The sequence below is a fragment of the Serratia sp. root2 genome (assembly GCF_031931805.1).
Lineage (GTDB): Bacteria > Pseudomonadota > Gammaproteobacteria > Enterobacterales > Enterobacteriaceae > Serratia > Serratia inhibens.
In genome coordinates, this window is the sequence record NZ_JAUJXB010000004.1 from 123,216 (window position 1) to 138,889 (window position 15,674).

The window sequence follows — 15,674 nt, forward strand, 5'->3', positions numbered from 1 at the left end:
TGGCCCTCACTCCATACCTCACCCCGAGGTAGGGTGAGGACGAACAGTCGAGATATTCCCGTTGCCAGGCAGCGGAAGCAAGGAGAACTGCGTGAGGCGACTGCCTGGGATTTTGTTAGCAACAGGCGCCACTCTGGTTGTTGTTGTGGCGTTACTGATCAGCGGGCTGCGTCTGGCACTGCCTGAGCTGAACAAGTACCGCCCTCAAGTGCTGGAAAAAGTGGCAAGCCTCACCGGCGTGCCTGTCCAGGTCGATTTCATGCAAGGGAGTTGGGAAACCTTCGGCCCGCAGCTTGAAATGCGTAACGTGCGCGCCACTCTGCCCAAGAGCAATTTGCACATCGAACGCGTTACGCTGGCGCTGGACGTGTGGCAGTCGTTGCTGCATTGGCGCTGGCAGTTTCGCGATCTCACCTTTTATCAATTCCAGCTCGATATGAACACCACGCTGGGTGGCGATGATCATAAGGGCAACACCATCGAACCGGGCAAAATCAGCGATCTGATGCTGCACCAACTCGATCATTTTGATCTGCGCGACAGCCGGGTCTCTTTTCTCACGCCTTCCGGCGCACGCGCCGAATTCGAAATCCCACAGCTCACCTGGCTTAATGGCCGCGATCGCCACCGTGCCGAAGGGCAACTTAGCCTGTCGACGCTGAATGGCCAGCACGGTGTGGTGCAGCTGCGTATGGATCTGCGCGATAACCAGGGGTTATTAAATACCGGTACGATCTATATGCAGGCCGACAACATTGACATGAAGCCGTGGTTTACCCGCTGGCTGCGCGCCAATACCGGCCTGGAGAGCGCGGATTTCAGCCTGGCGGCCTGGCTGCAGATTAAAAACGGCGATATAGCCGGCGGCAACGCATTGCTGAAACAAGGCGCGGCTAACTGGAACGTGGGAACAGAACAGCACCGGTTGGACGTGGATAACCTGGCACTGGCGCTCAACCGTCAGGGCAATGGCTGGCGGGTTGACGTGCCACAGCTCAGGTTGCAAACCGACGGCAAGGTCTGGCCGCAGGGCAGGCTTTCTGCGCTGTGGTTGCCGGAAAATACCGAATTTATGGGGCCGGGGCAGAACGAAGAATTGCGCGTTCGCGCCACCGATATTCAGCTTGAGCGGCTGGCGGCGTTGTTGCCCACGTTCTCATTCCTCAGCCCGGACGTATTGGAGCGCTGGAACGATTTACAGCCGCAGGGCAAACTCAATGCGCTGGCGCTCGACATCCCGCTGAAGCAACCGGAAAAAACCCGCTTCCAGGCCCGCTGGCAGGATGTCAGTTGGCAACACTGGAAACTGTTGCCGGGGGTTAATCACTTCTCCGGTGCGCTGAGCGGCGGCGTGGAGAATGGCCGCCTGACATTGGGTCTCAACGACAGCACCTTGCCTTACGGCGACATGTTCCGCGCACCGCTGGAAGTCAGCAGCGCACGCGGGGCCCTGACTTGGCTTTACAACGATCAGGGCTGGGAATTGGCCAGCAAGAACCTGGATGTGAAGGCAAAATCGCTGTGGGTTAACGGCGATTTCCGCTACCAGCAGCCGGCGAAAGGCGACCCCTGGCTGAGCATTTTGGCCGGTATTCGTTTGTATGATGGGGCGGACGCCTGGCGTTACTTCCCCGAACCGCTGATGGGCAAGCACCTGGTGGATTATCTTGGCGGTGCCATTCAGGGCGGCCAGGTGGATAACGCCACGCTGATTTACGCCGGCGATCCGCAACATTTCCCTTATCGCAAGAACGAAGGGCAGTTTGAAGTGTTTGTGCCGCTGCGTCATTCTACCTTCCAGTTCCAGCCAGGCTGGCCGGCGCTGACCGATCTGGCGATTGATCTCGACTTTGCCAACCAGGGGTTGTGGATGAATGCTCCGCAAACCAAATTGGGCAAGGTGGACGGCAAGAATATTACGGCGGTCATTCCGGACTACCTGAAAGAACGCTTGCTGATTGACGCCGACGTGGCGGGCGAAGGCGCAGAGATCCATAACTATTTTAACCAGACTCCGTTGCATGATTCGCTCGGTTCCGCCCTGGATGAGCTGCAGATTGGCGGCAATGTCAGTGGGCGCTTACATCTCGATATTCCCTTGAACGGCGAGCAGGTGCGTGCGCAGGGTGAGGTCGCGCTGAACAACAATTCGCTGCTGGTGAAGCCGATTGAAAGCGAACTGAAGAAGGTCAGCGGCAAATTCCGCTTCGATAACGGCAACCTGACAAGCGACACGCTGTCGGCTAACTGGTTCGGGCAGCCAGTGGCGGTGAATTTCACCACCCAAGAGGGCAAAAGTGACTATAAGGTCAATGTTGGTCTGAAAGCTGATTGGTTGCCGGCCAAATTCCCCGGCATACCGCAGGAAGTGAGTGACGCGCTGAGCGGCAGCGCGCCCTGGCAGAGCCAGATTGCGATCGTCCTGCCACATCAGGGCGCGGCCAGCTATGACATCGGGCTCGATGCCGACCTCAGAAAAGTAAGCAGTCACTTACCGTCACCGCTGGATAAACCGGCGGGTGAGCCTTTGCCATTGAGCGTTAAGGTGAAGGGCGGCCTGAATGGCTTCATGTTGACCGGTAGCGCAGGCAAGCAAAACCGGTTCAACAGCGAATGGATCTTTGCCAAAAAGCAGGTGACGCTGGCGCGCGCCGCATGGCAAACCGACGCCGGCGCTACGCCGCCGTTGCCGGGCAGCCCCTCGTTGACGCTGAACCTGCCGCCGTTGGACGGTGAGAAATGGCTGGCGCTGTTGGCGCCTGCGATAAAACAAGGCGGTGGTTCAGGCCAGGTGGGCGGTTTTAATTTCCCGACCACCGTGGCGCTGAAAACGCCGCAATTGATGTTGGGCGGCCAGGCATGGCACAAGCTGCAACTGACGGCGGAGAAACAGCTGGGTGGCACGCTGGTCAGCGCCAAGGGCGATGAAGTTGACGGCAGCCTGCGGGTCGCGGATCGCGGACCATGGCGTGCGGACATCAACTACCTCTATTACAACCCGCAGTTTGGCGCGGACAAGAGCGCCCCGGCGGCGACCAACCCGTTGGCCGCTGCGGATAAAGTGTCCTTCCGTGACTGGCCGTCGTTGATGTTGCGCTGCAAGTCGTGTTGGGTGATGGGGCAGAACCTCGGCAAGGTCGAAGCCGATCTGGCCAATCAGGGCGATACCCTTCTGCTTACGCATGGGCTGATCGATACCGGCAAAGGGCGCATGACCGCCAGCGGCCTGTGGAAGCAAAACGCGCAGGAAGAGCGCAGTTCGCTGAAAGGCAAGTTGCTGGGCGGCAAAATCGACGAAACCGCCGCCTTCTTTGGTATCACCACCCCGCTGAAGGGAGCGCCTTACGATGTCGATTTCGACCTGTACTGGCGTGGCCAGCCGTGGAAACCTCAGGTGGACACGCTCAGCGGTGCGTTGACGATTAAAATGGGCAAGGGTGAGATCGACAGCATCGGCGGCGGTCGTGCCGGCCAGTTGCTGCGTTTGGTGAGTTTCGATGCGCTGTTACGCAAGCTGCAGTTTGATTTCAGTGATACCTTCGGTAAGGGCTTCTACTTTGACTCCATCCGCAGTACCGCGTGGATGAAAGATGGCATAATGCATACCGACAATCTTTTGGTTGACGGGCTGGCGGCGGACATCGCCATGAATGGCCAGATTGATCTGGCGCGTCGGCGTATTGATATGGAAGCGGTGGTGGCGCCGGAGATCTCAGCCACGGTCGGCGTGGCGACGGCGTTCGTGATCAACCCGATCGTCGGTGCGGCGGTATTTGCCGCCTCCAAAGTGTTGGCGCCGCTGTGGAACAAGATCTCGCTGATTCGCTATCACATCAGCGGCAGCCTGGATCAGCCGAAAATTAACGAGGTGTTGCGTAAGCCAAAGGAGAATAAGGCGTCATGAGAAATGCTAACGTTGCGTTGTTACAGTTGTGCAGTGGCGATCGGGTGCGCGATAACCTGGCCCAGATTGAACAGCAGATCAAGCAGCTCAATGCCGGGGTAAAACTGGTCATGACACCGGAGAACGCGCTGCTGTTCGCCAACTCTGCCGCTTATCGCCAGCATGCGGAAGCGCAGGGCGATGGCCCGTTGCAGCAGGCGGTGCGTGAGCTGGCGCGGCGCTATGGCGTATGGTTGCTGGTCGGCTCGATGCCGTTGATCAGCCGCGAAAATCCTGCGCTGATCACCACCAGCAGCCTGCTGTTTGACGACCAGGGTGAAATCCGGGCGCGCTACGACAAGCTGCATATGTTCGACGTGGACATTAACGACTCCCACGGCCATTATCGGGAATCAGACACTTACCAACATGGCCAGCAGTTGACCGTGGTGGATACGCCGGTCGGCCGTCTTGGCATGACGATATGCTACGATCTGCGCTTCCCGGCCCTGTACCAGGCGCTGCGCGCACAGGGTGCGGAACTGATTTCCGTGCCGGCCGCCTTTACCCGCGTGACCGGCGAGGCGCATTGGGAAATTCTGCTGCGCGCAAGGGCGATTGAAAACCAGTGCGTGATCCTGGCGCCGGCGCAGGTTGGCAGCCACGGCCCGACCCGCCGCACCTGGGGCCACTCGTTGGCGGTGGACGGTTGGGGTAAGGTGCTGGCCGAAAACCCGGATGCGGTTTCGGCGTTGAAAGTACGGGTCGACACTGCCGGCCTCAACACCATTCGTGCGCAAATGCCGGTATTGCAACACAACAGATTCCAGACGTCGCTGACGGCGCCGTTTGAAAAAACCTCCTCCAATAAAGAGTGAAAAAATTATGAGCCTGACGTTTGTCAGTGAGCAGTTACTTGCTGCGAATAAGTTGAACCACCAGGACTTGTTCTCTGTCTTGGGGCAACTGGCCGAACGCCGCCTCGATTACGCCGATCTCTATTTTCAGTCCAGCTACCACGAAGCCTGGGTGATTGAAGACAGCATCATCAAGGACGGTTCTTATAATATCGACCAGGGCGTTGGGGTGCGCGCCGTCAGCGGCGAGAAAACCGGTTTCGCCTATGCCGATCAGATAACCCTGAACGCCCTGCATCAAAGCGCCCAGGCGGCGCGCAGCATCGTGCGCGACAGCGGTGACGGCCGGGTGCATACGCTTGGTGAAATCAGCCACAAGGCGCTGTATCCGCTGCTCGATCCGCTGCAAAGCCTGCCGCGCGAAGAGAAAATTGCCCTGCTGCACCGCGTCGACAAGGTTGCCCGTGCGGCCGATAAGCGGGTGCAGGAAGTGAGCGCCAGCATCACCGGCGTGTATGAACAAATCCTGGTGGCCGCGACCGACGGCACCCTGGCGGCGGACGTTCGCCCGCTGGTGCGTCTTTCCGTCAGCGTGCTGGTGGAAGAGGACGGCAAGCGTGAACGCGGCTCCAGCGGCGGCGGCGGCCGTTTCGGTTATGACTATTTCCTGGAAATCGTCGATGGCGACGTTCGCGCGGACGCCTACGCCAAAGAAGCGGTGCGCATGGCGTTGATTAACCTTTCCGCCGTAGCGGCTCCGGCCGGCAATATGCCGGTAGTGCTGGGGGCCGGCTGGCCTGGCGTGCTGCTGCATGAAGCGGTAGGTCACGGCCTGGAAGGCGATTTCAACCGTCGCGGTACTTCGGTGTTCAGCGGCCAGATGGGCCAACTGGTGGCTTCCGAGCTTTGCACCGTGGTGGATGACGGCACCCTGCAGGGGCGCCGCGGTTCGCTGGCCATCGATGATGAAGGCGTGCCGGGCCAGTACAATGTGCTGATCGAAAACGGCATCCTGAAAGGCTACATGCAGGACAAGCTGAATGCGCGCCTGATGGGCGTTGCGCCGACCGGCAACGGCCGTCGCGAGTCCTATGCGCATCTGCCGATGCCACGCATGACCAACACTTACATGCTGGCGGGCCAGTCTACGCCGGAAGAGATCATCGCCAGTGTGGAGTACGGTCTGTATGCGCCGAACTTTGGCGGCGGCCAGGTGGACATCACCTCCGGCAAGTTTGTGTTCTCCACCACCGAAGCCTATCTGATCGAAAAAGGCCGCATCACCAAGCCGGTGAAGGGCGCGACGCTGATCGGCTCCGGCATTGAGGCGATGCAGCAGATTTCGATGGTCGGCAACGATCTGGCGTTGGATAAAGGCGTGGGCGTCTGCGGCAAAGAAGGGCAAAGCCTGCCGGTGGGCGTCGGCCAGCCGACCCTGAAACTGGATATGCTGACCGTTGGCGGTACCGCCTAGTCCTTTTCTGGGGCCGGTTCACGGCCCCAATAAATCCGTTTTTTGTGGCGCTTATCGCATTAGCCATAATTAATACGGATTCGCTGCTTTTTCCGATTAGAGAAAACCAATAAGCCATTTTTAAGTGTAAAAACCGAGCTTATGGGGTTTTTGTTTGAGATTTTTCTTGTTGGTTAGGCTGTCTAACGTTTACCCGCTAATTATGCCTTGTTACTTGCCCTCGCGTAGCCTTTAGAATGCCGAAAAATCATACGGGCGGCCTTCTGAATGGATTCAGTAACCCGGCGGTTCTCAGCCGCTTTACTCTGTATTTTCTTTTCCACCACCGCTGGTGCTGGCCTGCTTAGCCCGGCGGATCGCGACAGTATTCAACAAGCTCTGCACTCTAAACCCGCACTTCCCCAATCCTCTCCAGCGCATCCACCACCAAATCCCAGAACCTGTCTTGATCCAGCGTTACCGCCACCTGCGTATGGCAGTCCGGCGGCGGCGGGGCGCGAAAATCGGCCACCGTCATGCCCAGCGTCAGGGTACCGGTCAGTTCGATATCCACCGGCGCCTTACGCACCGTCATCACTTCGGGATCGATCACGTAGGCCACCGCGCAAGGGTCATGTACCGGCGGTGCGCTAAAGCCCTGCGCCTGTTGGTACATCTTGCCGAAGAATTCGAGCAGTTCGCCGACGAAGTGCGCCGGCCCGGTGCCGATGGCGGCAATGCGTTCGCACACCTCCGGCGTGGCGAGCGCCTGATGGGTCAAATCCAACCCGACCATGGTCAGCGGCCACTTTTCATTAAATACGATGTGCGCCGCTTCGGGGTCTATCTTGATATTGAATTCCGCCACCGCGCTCCAGTTGCCTATGTGATAGCCGCCACCCATCAGCACCACTTCCTTTACCCGCTCGGCGATGCGCGGTTCTTTGCGCACCGCCATGGCAATATTGGTCAGGCCGCCGGTCGGCACCAGCGTCACGCTGCCCGGCGGATGCGCCATCAGTGTATCGATGATCAAGTCCACCGCATGGCGAGGTTCCAGCGTCAGGGTCGGCTCCGGCAGCGCCGGGCCGTCAATGCCGGACTCGCCGTGAATATCGGGCGCCACCTCAATCTGCCGCACCAACGGGCGCGGGCAGCCGGCGGCAAAGGGGACGCCGGTAATATTGGCGATACGCGCGACGGCCAGCGCGTTGCGGGTGACCTTATCCAGCGTCTGGTTACCGACCACGGTGGTCACCGCCAGCAGGTCGATCTGCGGGTTGCCCCAGGCCAGCAGCAAGGCAATGGCGTCGTCATGCCCAGGGTCGCAATCCAGTATGATTTTTTTCATTTTATTCCCGATGCAGAGGAGAGGTGCTCGCAGCATAGCGCAGCGGTGCAGAGCGGAGTAATGCCAATGGTGCTTTTGTTAATTGCATCAAAGCATTGCCAATGTCGCGGTGTAATTAAACGTAAATCCCCATGCTGGCGCTTTACCCTGGAGTGGAGTCCATGGTTTACATTGCTGCTTAGTGCAACACAGAAAGGAGCGGATCATGACAAAGAACGGATGGGCGCTGGCAGCCGTGCTGGCGGCAATGGGGTTATGGACGCTGCTGGCCTGGGGCGTCTCCGGTGTGCTGGGCTGGTTACCTGCACTGGTGGGCCTGGCGGAAAACGGCTCGGCGCAGCTGGCGCCCCAGTTTACCGGCTTGCTCAGCTTGGTACCGCAGACGTTGCTGGAGGGCTGGTTGCCGATGCTGCAACAACTGGGGCGTTGGCTGGCCGGCTCTTTCCCGCTGTTGCTCACCTGGGCGGGTTACGCCGTTTGGTTAATCTGGGGGCTGGGCATGCTGGCGCTGTTGCTGCTTGGTGCCCTGGCGCGCCGTTTTTTGCTCAGCGGTAGCCCTGATAGACTTCCGCCACGCGCTTGAAGTACTCGGTCAGGTAGTTGATGCACACCTGCACCTTAAGCGGCAGTTTGTCTTTCTCGGTGTACAGGGCGTACACCGGGCGAGGATCCGAGTGATAGCTTTTGAACAGGATCTCGATCTCGCCGCGTTTGATCTCTTCGATCACCCACATCAGCGGTGCATAGGCGATGCCTGCCCCGGCTTTCAGCCAGCGGATCATGGTTTGCGAATCGTTGGTGACAAAGCGCCCTTGCGGCGAGATGCGTGTGGTGATGCCTTCGGGGGCTATCAATTCGAATTCGCTGTCCGGCCGCACGCTGTATTCCAGCCAGGAAAAGTTGACCATGTCGCTGGGTTTTTGCGGCGTGCCGTGCTGGCTGAGGTAACTTTTAGCAGCGCACACCACCATAGGCATTGAACCGAGGCGTTTGGAGAACAGGCTGGAATCTTGCAGCGCGCCGGTGCGGATCACCACATCCAGTCCGTCGGCAATCAGATCCGGCGCCGGAATACCGGTCACCAGGTTTACCGTCAGGCCGGGATATTCCTTCAACATGTCGGCAGTCATGATCGCCAGCACGTTTTGCGCCATGGTGGACGAACTGCCGATACGCAGCGTGCCGGTCGGCGTATTGTTAAACGCGTACAGCTGCTCGTGCACTTCGCTCACTTCCTGCAGCATGCGCCGGCAACCCTGATAGTAAATTTTCCCGGCTTCCGTCAGGCCAATGCGGCGCGTGCTGCGGTTGAGCAACTTGACCTGCAATTCATTCTCCAGTTTGGAGACGGTCTGGCTGATAGACGAAACGCTCATATCAAGCTGGCGCGCAGCCGCCGTAAACGACCCGCATTCAACGACTTTAGCGAATACCGACATCCGTTTTAGTCTTTCCATTATTCACTCTGGCTTAAAAGTGATTTAGATCACAGATTGTTGATGAGTTGATAGTAAGCACGCTAATATAAACCGGTCGGGTGGAAAGACCTTCCCAACGCGTGAGTGCAATCGGCAATGCAGCCTTGGCCGATCCCTCCGGTATCCTCGCAATCCCTATCGCGGATGTATGCCCCTGAGTTTATCCTTTTTTCAGGTTCCTGACCTGTCTGGGCCTAAATTTGTGGTGCGCGTCAGCTAACATGTAAAGAGAATGTGAATGAGAAGAAAGGGTAACACCCGGTGCAGTAAACAATAAGGAAAAATGGATGAGTTTGCTTCCGGTTATGGTCATCTTTGGACTTTCGTTTCCCCCGGTATTTTTTGAATTGCTGGTTTCGCTGGCGCTGTTTTTTTTGCTGCGCCGCCTGTTGCAGCCTACCGGGATTTACGATTTTGTCTGGCATCCGGCGTTGTTTAATACTGCGCTGTATTGCTGTCTGTTCTATCTGATTTCACGTCTTTTCGTTTGAGGTCGCTGTGAAAAATTTCTCAATAAAAATAGTTCGAATCGCGATCACTTTGTTTCTGGTCCTGTTAGCGATCGTCGCCATATTCAAAGCCTGGGTGTTCTACACCGAATCCCCCTGGACGCGTGATGCCAAGTTTACCGCTGACGTCGTGGCGATAGCGCCGGACGTCACCGGCCTGTTGACCGACGTGCCGGTGGTGGATAACCAACTGGTGCAGAAAGGGCAGGTGTTATTTGTTATCGACCGGCCGCGCTACCAGCAGGCTCTGGCGGAAGCCAGCGCCGACGTCGCCTATTATCAGACGCTGGCGGCGGAGAAAAAACGTGAAGCCGGCCGCCGGGTACGTTTGGGTGTGCAGGCGATGTCGCAAGAAGAGATCGACCAGGCGAACAACGTGCTGCAAACCGTGCAGCATCAGTTGGCAAAAGCCGTGGCGACCCGAGAACTGGCGCAGCTGGATCTGGAACGCACCACGGTGCGTGCACCGGCCGACGGCTGGGTTACCAACCTGAATGTCCACAGCGGCGAATACATCACCCGCGGTTCAGTCGCCGTGGCGCTGGTGAAGAAAAATACCTTCTACATTCTGGCCTATCTGGAAGAAACCAAGCTGAATGGCCTGAACAAGGGCGACCGTGTGGAAATCACCCCACTGGGCAGCAACCGCATCATGCACGGCACCGTCGATAGCGTGGCTGCCGCCGTCAACAACAGTAGCAGCACCGTGAACAGCAAAGGGTTGGCGTCTATCGACAGTAACCTGGAGTGGGTGCGTCTGGCGCAGCGCGTACCGGTTAAAATCCTATTGGACGACAAAGACCAGTTGCATCCGTACCCGGCTGGTACCACCGCGACCGTGGTGATCACCGGCAAGAACGATCGCAAGGCCGACAGCGGTTCGCCTTTTGTTCGCCTGATGCATCGGCTACGTGAGTTTGGCTAATGAATAGCCCAACGTTTATTCGGCTGAGATTTGCTTTCAAGCTCAGCTTCGCGATTGTGTTTGCTCTGTTTGTCGGTTTCCATCTCAATTTGGAAACCCCGCGCTGGTCGGCGATGACCGCCGCCATCGTGGCCGCCGGCCCGGCTTTTGCGGCGGGTGGCGAGCCGTTCTCCGGCGCTATTCGTCACCGCGGCTGGTTGCGCATTATCGGTACCTTTATCGGCTGCTTCGTCGGCTTGGTGATTATCGTCTCCACCGCACGCGCACCGGTGGTGATGCTGCTGTTGTGCTGCATCTGGGCCGGATTTTGTACCTGGCTCTCTTCACTGATCAAGGTTGAAAACTCTTACGCCTGGGGCCTGGCCGGGTATACCGCGCTGATCATCATCGTGACGACCTCCACCAGTGAAACCAACTTGCTGGAAGCGCCGCAATTCGCCGTGGAGCGTTGCAGCGAGATTGTGCTGGGGATCGTCAGCGCGGTGCTGGCGGATCTGCTGTTCTCGCCGCGTTCGATCAAAATGGATATCGATCGGGCGGTGGACAAATTGTTGGTGGATCAGTACCTGCTGATGCAGATGTGCGTCAGTAACGCCGAGAAAGAAGACATCGATCGCGCCTGGAGCAACCTGGTCAAGAGCACCACCGCGCTGAACGGCATGCGCAGCAACCTGATGATGGAGTCATCGCGCTGGCAAAAGGTCAACCGGCGCGTTCGGGCGCTGCACACCCTGTCGCTGACGCTGATTACCCAGTCTTGCGAAACGTATCTGATCCTGCTGAATCATCCGGATGCGGTGAAGGAAAATATTCGTGAACTGCTGATGGTGCCGGCGGAAACGCCGCAGGAGATCCACAAGCGCATGAAGCTGCTGCGCCAGGTGCTGACCACCAACCGCACCGACGAGACGCTGTTGACCATCACCAGTTGGGTGGGCGCGGCCACGCGTTACCTGCTGTTGGCCAAAGGCGTGCATACCAACAGCAGCATCAGCGCAGTGGAAGAAGATGTGCTGAGCAGTGAAGTGGTGGTCAAACCAGTCTCGGCGGAAGGGCATCACGCCATGATTAACGGCCTGCGCACCTTTGTGGCGACGGCGTTTGGCAGCCTGCTGTGGCTGTGGACCGGCTGGACGTCCGGCAGCGGTTTTATGGTGATCATCGCGGTGATCACTTCGCTGGCGATGCGCACCCCGGCGCCGCGCATGGTGGCGATGGACTTTGTGCTGGGTATGCTGGCGGCGATCCCGGTCGGTTCGCTGTTCTTTATGGTGATCTTGCCGGCGACCCAGCAGAGCATTTTATTGTTGTGCCTCAGCCTTGGCCTGCTGGCGTTTTTCATCGGCATCGAGGTGCAAAAGCGGCGGCTGGGTTCGCTCGGTCTGCTGGCGGGGACCATCAATATTCTGGTGTTGAGCAACCCGATGACCTTTAACGTCACGCAGTTTCTCGATGGTGCGCTCGGCCAGTTCCTTGGCAGCTGCGTGGGGTTGATGGTGCTGCTGTTGATCCGTGACAACTCGCGTGAGCGCACCGGTCGCACGCTGCTGAACCAGTTTGTCGGCAGCGCGGTTTCGGCGTTGACCACCAAGGCGTCGCGCCGTCGGCAGAACCACCTGCCGGCGCTTTATCAGCAGCTTAATCAGCTGTTGATGATGTTCCCGAACGACATTGCCAAGTACCGGCTGGCGCTGAACCTGATCATCGCTCACCAGCGCATGCAGCGGGCGGAAATTCCGGCCAGCGAGGAGCTTTCTGCCTTCCATAAGCAGATCCGCAATACTGCCGACCACGTGGTTTCAGCCAAGAATGACGTGAAACGCGCCTATTATTACGATCGGCTGCTGAGCGAGATGAACGACTATCAGCAGAAGTTGGTGGACTATCAGGCACCGCTCAGCGTCACCGGCCCGGTAAAACGCCTGGCCGACATGCTGCACCGCTATCGCCATGCGTTGATCGACTGATGCGCTGAGGCTCCTGATGCGGTCATCCGGGGCTATACTTGCCTGAGACAGCCTTGTTTCAGAGTTGCACTGAGTGTCAGGCTCACGGGAAAATGGCATGATAAGCATGAATGGGTGATGCAGATTGTTAAGGCATGGGTTCCCTGAAGTGAAAATGTTACCTGCCGGTCATCTTTGATTCATTCTTTTCATCTATAAATCCAACGGGCATGGGTGCTGATGCGCCCCTGCCGGCACTCAGTCAGGGACAGTAATGAACAAGCGGATCCTCGTGGCGATCGTCATCGCCGTTGTGATAGCCGGTTTTAGCGCTTTGCGCGGTAACGATCGGGTGATTGCCAACGTACCTGCGGTGGCCGAAGGCCAGAGCATCGACCAACTGACGCAGCAAAAAAGGGTGGTGAGCTACCTGCAGCAGCATCAGCGGTTGCCGGACTATTACATCACCAAAAAGCAGGCGCGTGAGCAGGGGTGGGATGCGCGCAACGGCAACCTGTGTTCGGTTCTGCCGGGCAAAGCGATTGGCGGCGATCGTTTCTCGAACCGTGAAGGGCAACTGCCTACCGCACGCAGCCGGGTATGGCGCGAGGCGGACATTAATTATCAATGCGGCCGGCGCGGGGCCGATCGCCTGTTGTATTCCAGCGACGGCCTGATTTTTATCACGCGTGACCATTATAAAAACTTCATTCGGGTGGAGTGAGTTTGATGGCAAAAGTAGAGTTCGATTTTAATCAGATCCACGATTTGCCGGCGTTCTATCGCGATTTTGCGCGTAAGTTTGCGCTCGGTGAAGCCTTCGGCGCCAATCTGGACGCGTTGTGGGATGTGGTGACCGTCGATATCGGGTTACCGGTCGAGATTGAGTTTACCCATCTCGACGCCCGTAGCAAACGCCGTTTCGGCGCGATTATCCTGCTGTTTGAAGAGGCGGAGGAAGAGCTGGAAGGCAGCCTGCGTTTCAATATTCGTGAAAGCAGCGGTGAACCTGCACATCACCGGGGATGAAACGGGTTCATCCCATGGTGACGGCGGCGATCATTCGGCGGTCTCGGCCAGATCGCGCAGGTACTGGAAGATTTGACGGTAGGCTTTCGGCGGCTTGTTAGCGGCCTTTTCTTTCTGCGCGTTACGCACCAGTGCGCGCAACTGCTGGCGATCGGCTTCCGGGTACAGGGCCAGGATAGACGGGATCGCGTCATCGCCTTCTTCCACCAAACGGTCACGCAGCGCTTCCAGCTTGTGGAACAGCGAAACCTGCTGGTTGTGGCGGTTCTTCAGCTTGTCGAGCGCGGTTTGAATCGGCTCTACGTCGCGGGCGCGCAGCATCTTGCCAATCAGTTGCAACTGACGGCGGCGGCCTTCTTTCTTGATCTTCTGCGCCAGTTCAATGGCGGCACGCAAATCTTCGTCCAGCGGGATACGTTCCAGCGCGTTCTTACCCAGTTCGACCAGTTCGGTCCCCAGGTCTTTCAGTGCTTCGGCATCACGTTTAATTTCACTTTTACTGACCCAGATAATCTCGTCATCGTCCTCGTCTTTGTTTTCCGGGACATCGTCGAGCCAGTCTTCAGGCTGTTTGTTCATGGTAGGCTCCGTTAAAAAGAGGCTAATCCTAACAGGTTGCCGGCTTTATGCGAAATTCCACGCGGTTCCTGTTAGACTCAAAAGCATAAATCACATGATTTTTGCGCGTGACTCCGCGCGCAACCACGCCGCCACGGCACTTTTCTCAACGATTTTCTGATTAATTATGGCAGATTGATGAAAGTAGTCACTCAAGTTGCAGAACAGCGCAAGGCGCTGGAACAGGCCGTTTCACAGGCTCTGGAGCTGGCGCGCGCCGGTTCCGATGCGGCAGAAGTTGCCGTAACCAAATCTACCGGTATCAGCGTCAGCACCCGCTTTGGCGAGGTGGAAAACGTCGAGTTCAACAGCGATGGCGCGTTGGGCATTACCGTGTATCACCAGCAGCGTAAAGGCAGCGCATCTTCCACCGATCTCAGCCCGGACGCCATTGCTCGCACCGTGCAGGCGGCGCTGGATATCGCCCGTTATACCTCTGCGGATCCGAACGCCGGCCCGGCGGAAAAAGACCTGCTGGCGTTTGAAGCGCCGGATCTTGATCTGTTCCACCCGGCGGAACTGGACGCGGAGCGGGGCATCGAACTGGCGGCCCGCGCCGAGCAGGCATCGCTGGCGGCGGACAAACGCATCACCAATACCGAAGGCGGCAGCTTTAACAGCCACTACGGCATCAAGGTTTTCGGCAACAGCCACGGCATGTTGCAAAGCTACTGTTCAAGCCGTCATTCTCTGTCGAGCTGCGTGATCGCCGAACACAATGGCGATATGGAGCGTGATTACGCCTATACCATTGGCCGCGCCATGGGTGATTTGGCAAGCCCTGAATGGGTGGGCGAGGAATGTGCCCGCCGCACGTTGTCGCGCCTGGGGCCGCGCAAGCTGTCAACCATGACTGCCCCGGTGCTGTTTGCCTCTGAAGTGGCGACCGGTCTGTTCGGGCACCTGGTTGGCGCCATCAGCGGCAGCAGCGTCTACCGTAAATCCACCTTCCTGCTGGACTCTCTGGGCAAGCAGATCCTGCCGGACTGGCTGACCATCGAAGAGCACCCGCACCTGTTGAAAGGGCTGGCTTCCACGCCGTTCGACAGCGAAGGCGTACGTACCCAGCGGCGTGACATTGTTAAAGATGGCGTGCTGCAAACCTGGCTGCTGACCAGCTACTCGGCGCGCAAGCTCGGAATGCACAGCACCGGCCATGCGGGCGGCATCCACAACTGGCGCATTGCCGGGCAGGGCCATGATTTTGCCGGCATGCTTAAGCAACTGGGTACCGGCCTGGTAGTGACTGAGTTGATGGGCCAGGGCGTTAGCGGCATTACCGGCGACTACTCGCGCGGCGCCGCCGGTTTCTGGGTAGAAAATGGCGAGATCCAGTATCCGGTCAGCGAGATCACCATCGCCGGCAACCTGAAAGACATGCTGCGCAATATTGTCAGCGTGGGCAGCGATATCGAAACCCGCAGCAATATCCAGTGCGGTTCCGTACTGCTGCCGGACATGAAAATCGCCGGCCAGTAATACCGCCAAGGCTGGCCGCTTCGGCTGCCAGCCTCTCTCCTTTCCCCCCGCTATAACCTTGCTTACAAATCTCTTGTTCCGGTTTTCAGCGCCCTTGCCTATGTTTAGGTTGAACAAAAGCTTATACCCTATGAATGTCGAGTGGC

At 58.0% G+C, this 15,674-nt stretch carries 13 protein-coding genes; 10 read left to right on the forward strand and 3 right to left on the reverse strand.

What is annotated here, in order from left to right; genetic code table 11:
* Positions 1 to 91: 91 nt before the first annotated feature.
* From yhdP to tldD, 3 genes are read left to right on the forward strand one after another with little or no spacing between them, the layout of a single operon-like run.
* Positions 92 to 3,904: an AsmA2 domain-containing protein YhdP gene (gene yhdP, locus QZQ97_RS18405; RefSeq protein WP_311994626.1), complete on the forward strand. Its 3,813-nt coding sequence runs from the start codon at positions 92 to 94 to the stop codon at positions 3,902 to 3,904.
* Positions 3,901 to 4,761 (forward strand): deaminated glutathione amidase, encoded by an 861-nt coding sequence (gene nit1 / locus QZQ97_RS18410; protein ID WP_311994627.1) that lies wholly within the window; start codon positions 3,901 to 3,903, stop codon positions 4,759 to 4,761. The genes yhdP and nit1 overlap by 4 nt, the downstream gene beginning before the upstream one ends.
* A gap of 7 nt (positions 4,762 to 4,768) precedes the next feature.
* Positions 4,769 to 6,214: a metalloprotease TldD gene (gene tldD / locus QZQ97_RS18415; RefSeq protein WP_311994628.1), complete on the forward strand. Its 1,446-nt coding sequence runs from the start codon at positions 4,769 to 4,771 to the stop codon at positions 6,212 to 6,214.
* A gap of 385 nt (positions 6,215 to 6,599) precedes the next feature.
* On the opposite strand, the gene uriH is transcribed toward tldD, so the two are convergent.
* On the reverse strand, positions 6,600 to 7,544 hold the full coding sequence (gene uriH, locus QZQ97_RS18420) for a uridine-preferring nucleoside hydrolase UriH (RefSeq protein WP_311994629.1): 945 nt from the start codon (positions 7,542 to 7,544) through the stop codon (positions 6,600 to 6,602).
* A 205-nt stretch (positions 7,545 to 7,749) separates the two neighbouring features.
* Between uriH and QZQ97_RS18425 the strand changes: the two genes are divergently transcribed.
* On the forward strand, positions 7,750 to 8,127 hold the full coding sequence (locus QZQ97_RS18425; RefSeq protein WP_311994630.1) for a hypothetical protein: 378 nt from the start codon (positions 7,750 to 7,752) through the stop codon (positions 8,125 to 8,127).
* On the opposite strand, the gene aaeR is transcribed toward QZQ97_RS18425, so the two are convergent.
* Positions 8,090 to 9,001 carry an HTH-type transcriptional activator AaeR gene (gene aaeR / locus QZQ97_RS18430; RefSeq protein WP_311994631.1) on the reverse strand — a complete coding sequence of 304 codons (912 nt, stop codon included), beginning with the start codon at positions 8,999 to 9,001 and terminating at the stop codon, positions 8,090 to 8,092. The genes QZQ97_RS18425 and aaeR overlap by 38 nt on opposite strands.
* Positions 9,002 to 9,309: 308 nt before the next feature.
* On the opposite strand from aaeR, the gene aaeX reads away from it, so the two are divergent.
* The 5 genes from aaeX (at position 9,310) to QZQ97_RS18455 (ending at position 13,431) form a co-directional block, all read left to right on the forward strand.
* A complete protein-coding gene (gene aaeX / locus QZQ97_RS18435) occupies positions 9,310 to 9,513 on the forward strand; it encodes a p-hydroxybenzoic acid efflux pump operon protein AaeX (RefSeq protein ID WP_004948617.1) in 204 nt (67 codons plus the stop codon).
* Between the two features lie 7 nt (positions 9,514 to 9,520).
* Positions 9,521 to 10,456, forward strand: a complete 936-nt coding sequence (aaeA, locus tag QZQ97_RS18440) for a p-hydroxybenzoic acid efflux pump subunit AaeA (protein ID WP_311994632.1) — start codon at positions 9,521 to 9,523, stop codon at positions 10,454 to 10,456.
* Positions 10,456 to 12,423, forward strand: a complete 1,968-nt coding sequence (aaeB, locus tag QZQ97_RS18445) for a p-hydroxybenzoic acid efflux pump subunit AaeB (RefSeq protein ID WP_311994633.1) — start codon at positions 10,456 to 10,458, stop codon at positions 12,421 to 12,423. The genes aaeA and aaeB overlap by 1 nt, the downstream gene beginning before the upstream one ends.
* A 253-nt stretch (positions 12,424 to 12,676) precedes the next feature.
* Positions 12,677 to 13,126, forward strand: coding sequence for a ribonuclease (locus QZQ97_RS18450; protein ID WP_311994634.1), 450 nt, complete (start codon positions 12,677 to 12,679; stop codon positions 13,124 to 13,126).
* 5 nt (positions 13,127 to 13,131) lie between these two features.
* The gene (locus QZQ97_RS18455; RefSeq protein ID WP_311994635.1) at positions 13,132 to 13,431 is read left to right on the forward strand and encodes a barstar family protein; all 300 of its coding nucleotides are present in this window, start codon (positions 13,132 to 13,134) and stop codon (positions 13,429 to 13,431) included.
* A 30-nt stretch (positions 13,432 to 13,461) separates the two neighbouring features.
* Here QZQ97_RS18455 and yjgA read toward each other — a convergent pair whose 3' ends face one another.
* Positions 13,462 to 14,010: a ribosome biogenesis factor YjgA gene (yjgA, locus tag QZQ97_RS18460; protein ID WP_004948607.1), complete on the reverse strand. Its 549-nt coding sequence runs from the start codon at positions 14,008 to 14,010 to the stop codon at positions 13,462 to 13,464.
* A gap of 177 nt (positions 14,011 to 14,187) precedes the next feature.
* Here yjgA and pmbA point away from each other — a divergent pair, with 177 nt between their 5' ends.
* Positions 14,188 to 15,528 (forward strand): metalloprotease PmbA, encoded by a 1,341-nt coding sequence (pmbA, locus tag QZQ97_RS18465; protein WP_126485530.1) that lies wholly within the window; start codon positions 14,188 to 14,190, stop codon positions 15,526 to 15,528.
* Positions 15,529 to 15,674 lie beyond the last annotated feature (146 nt).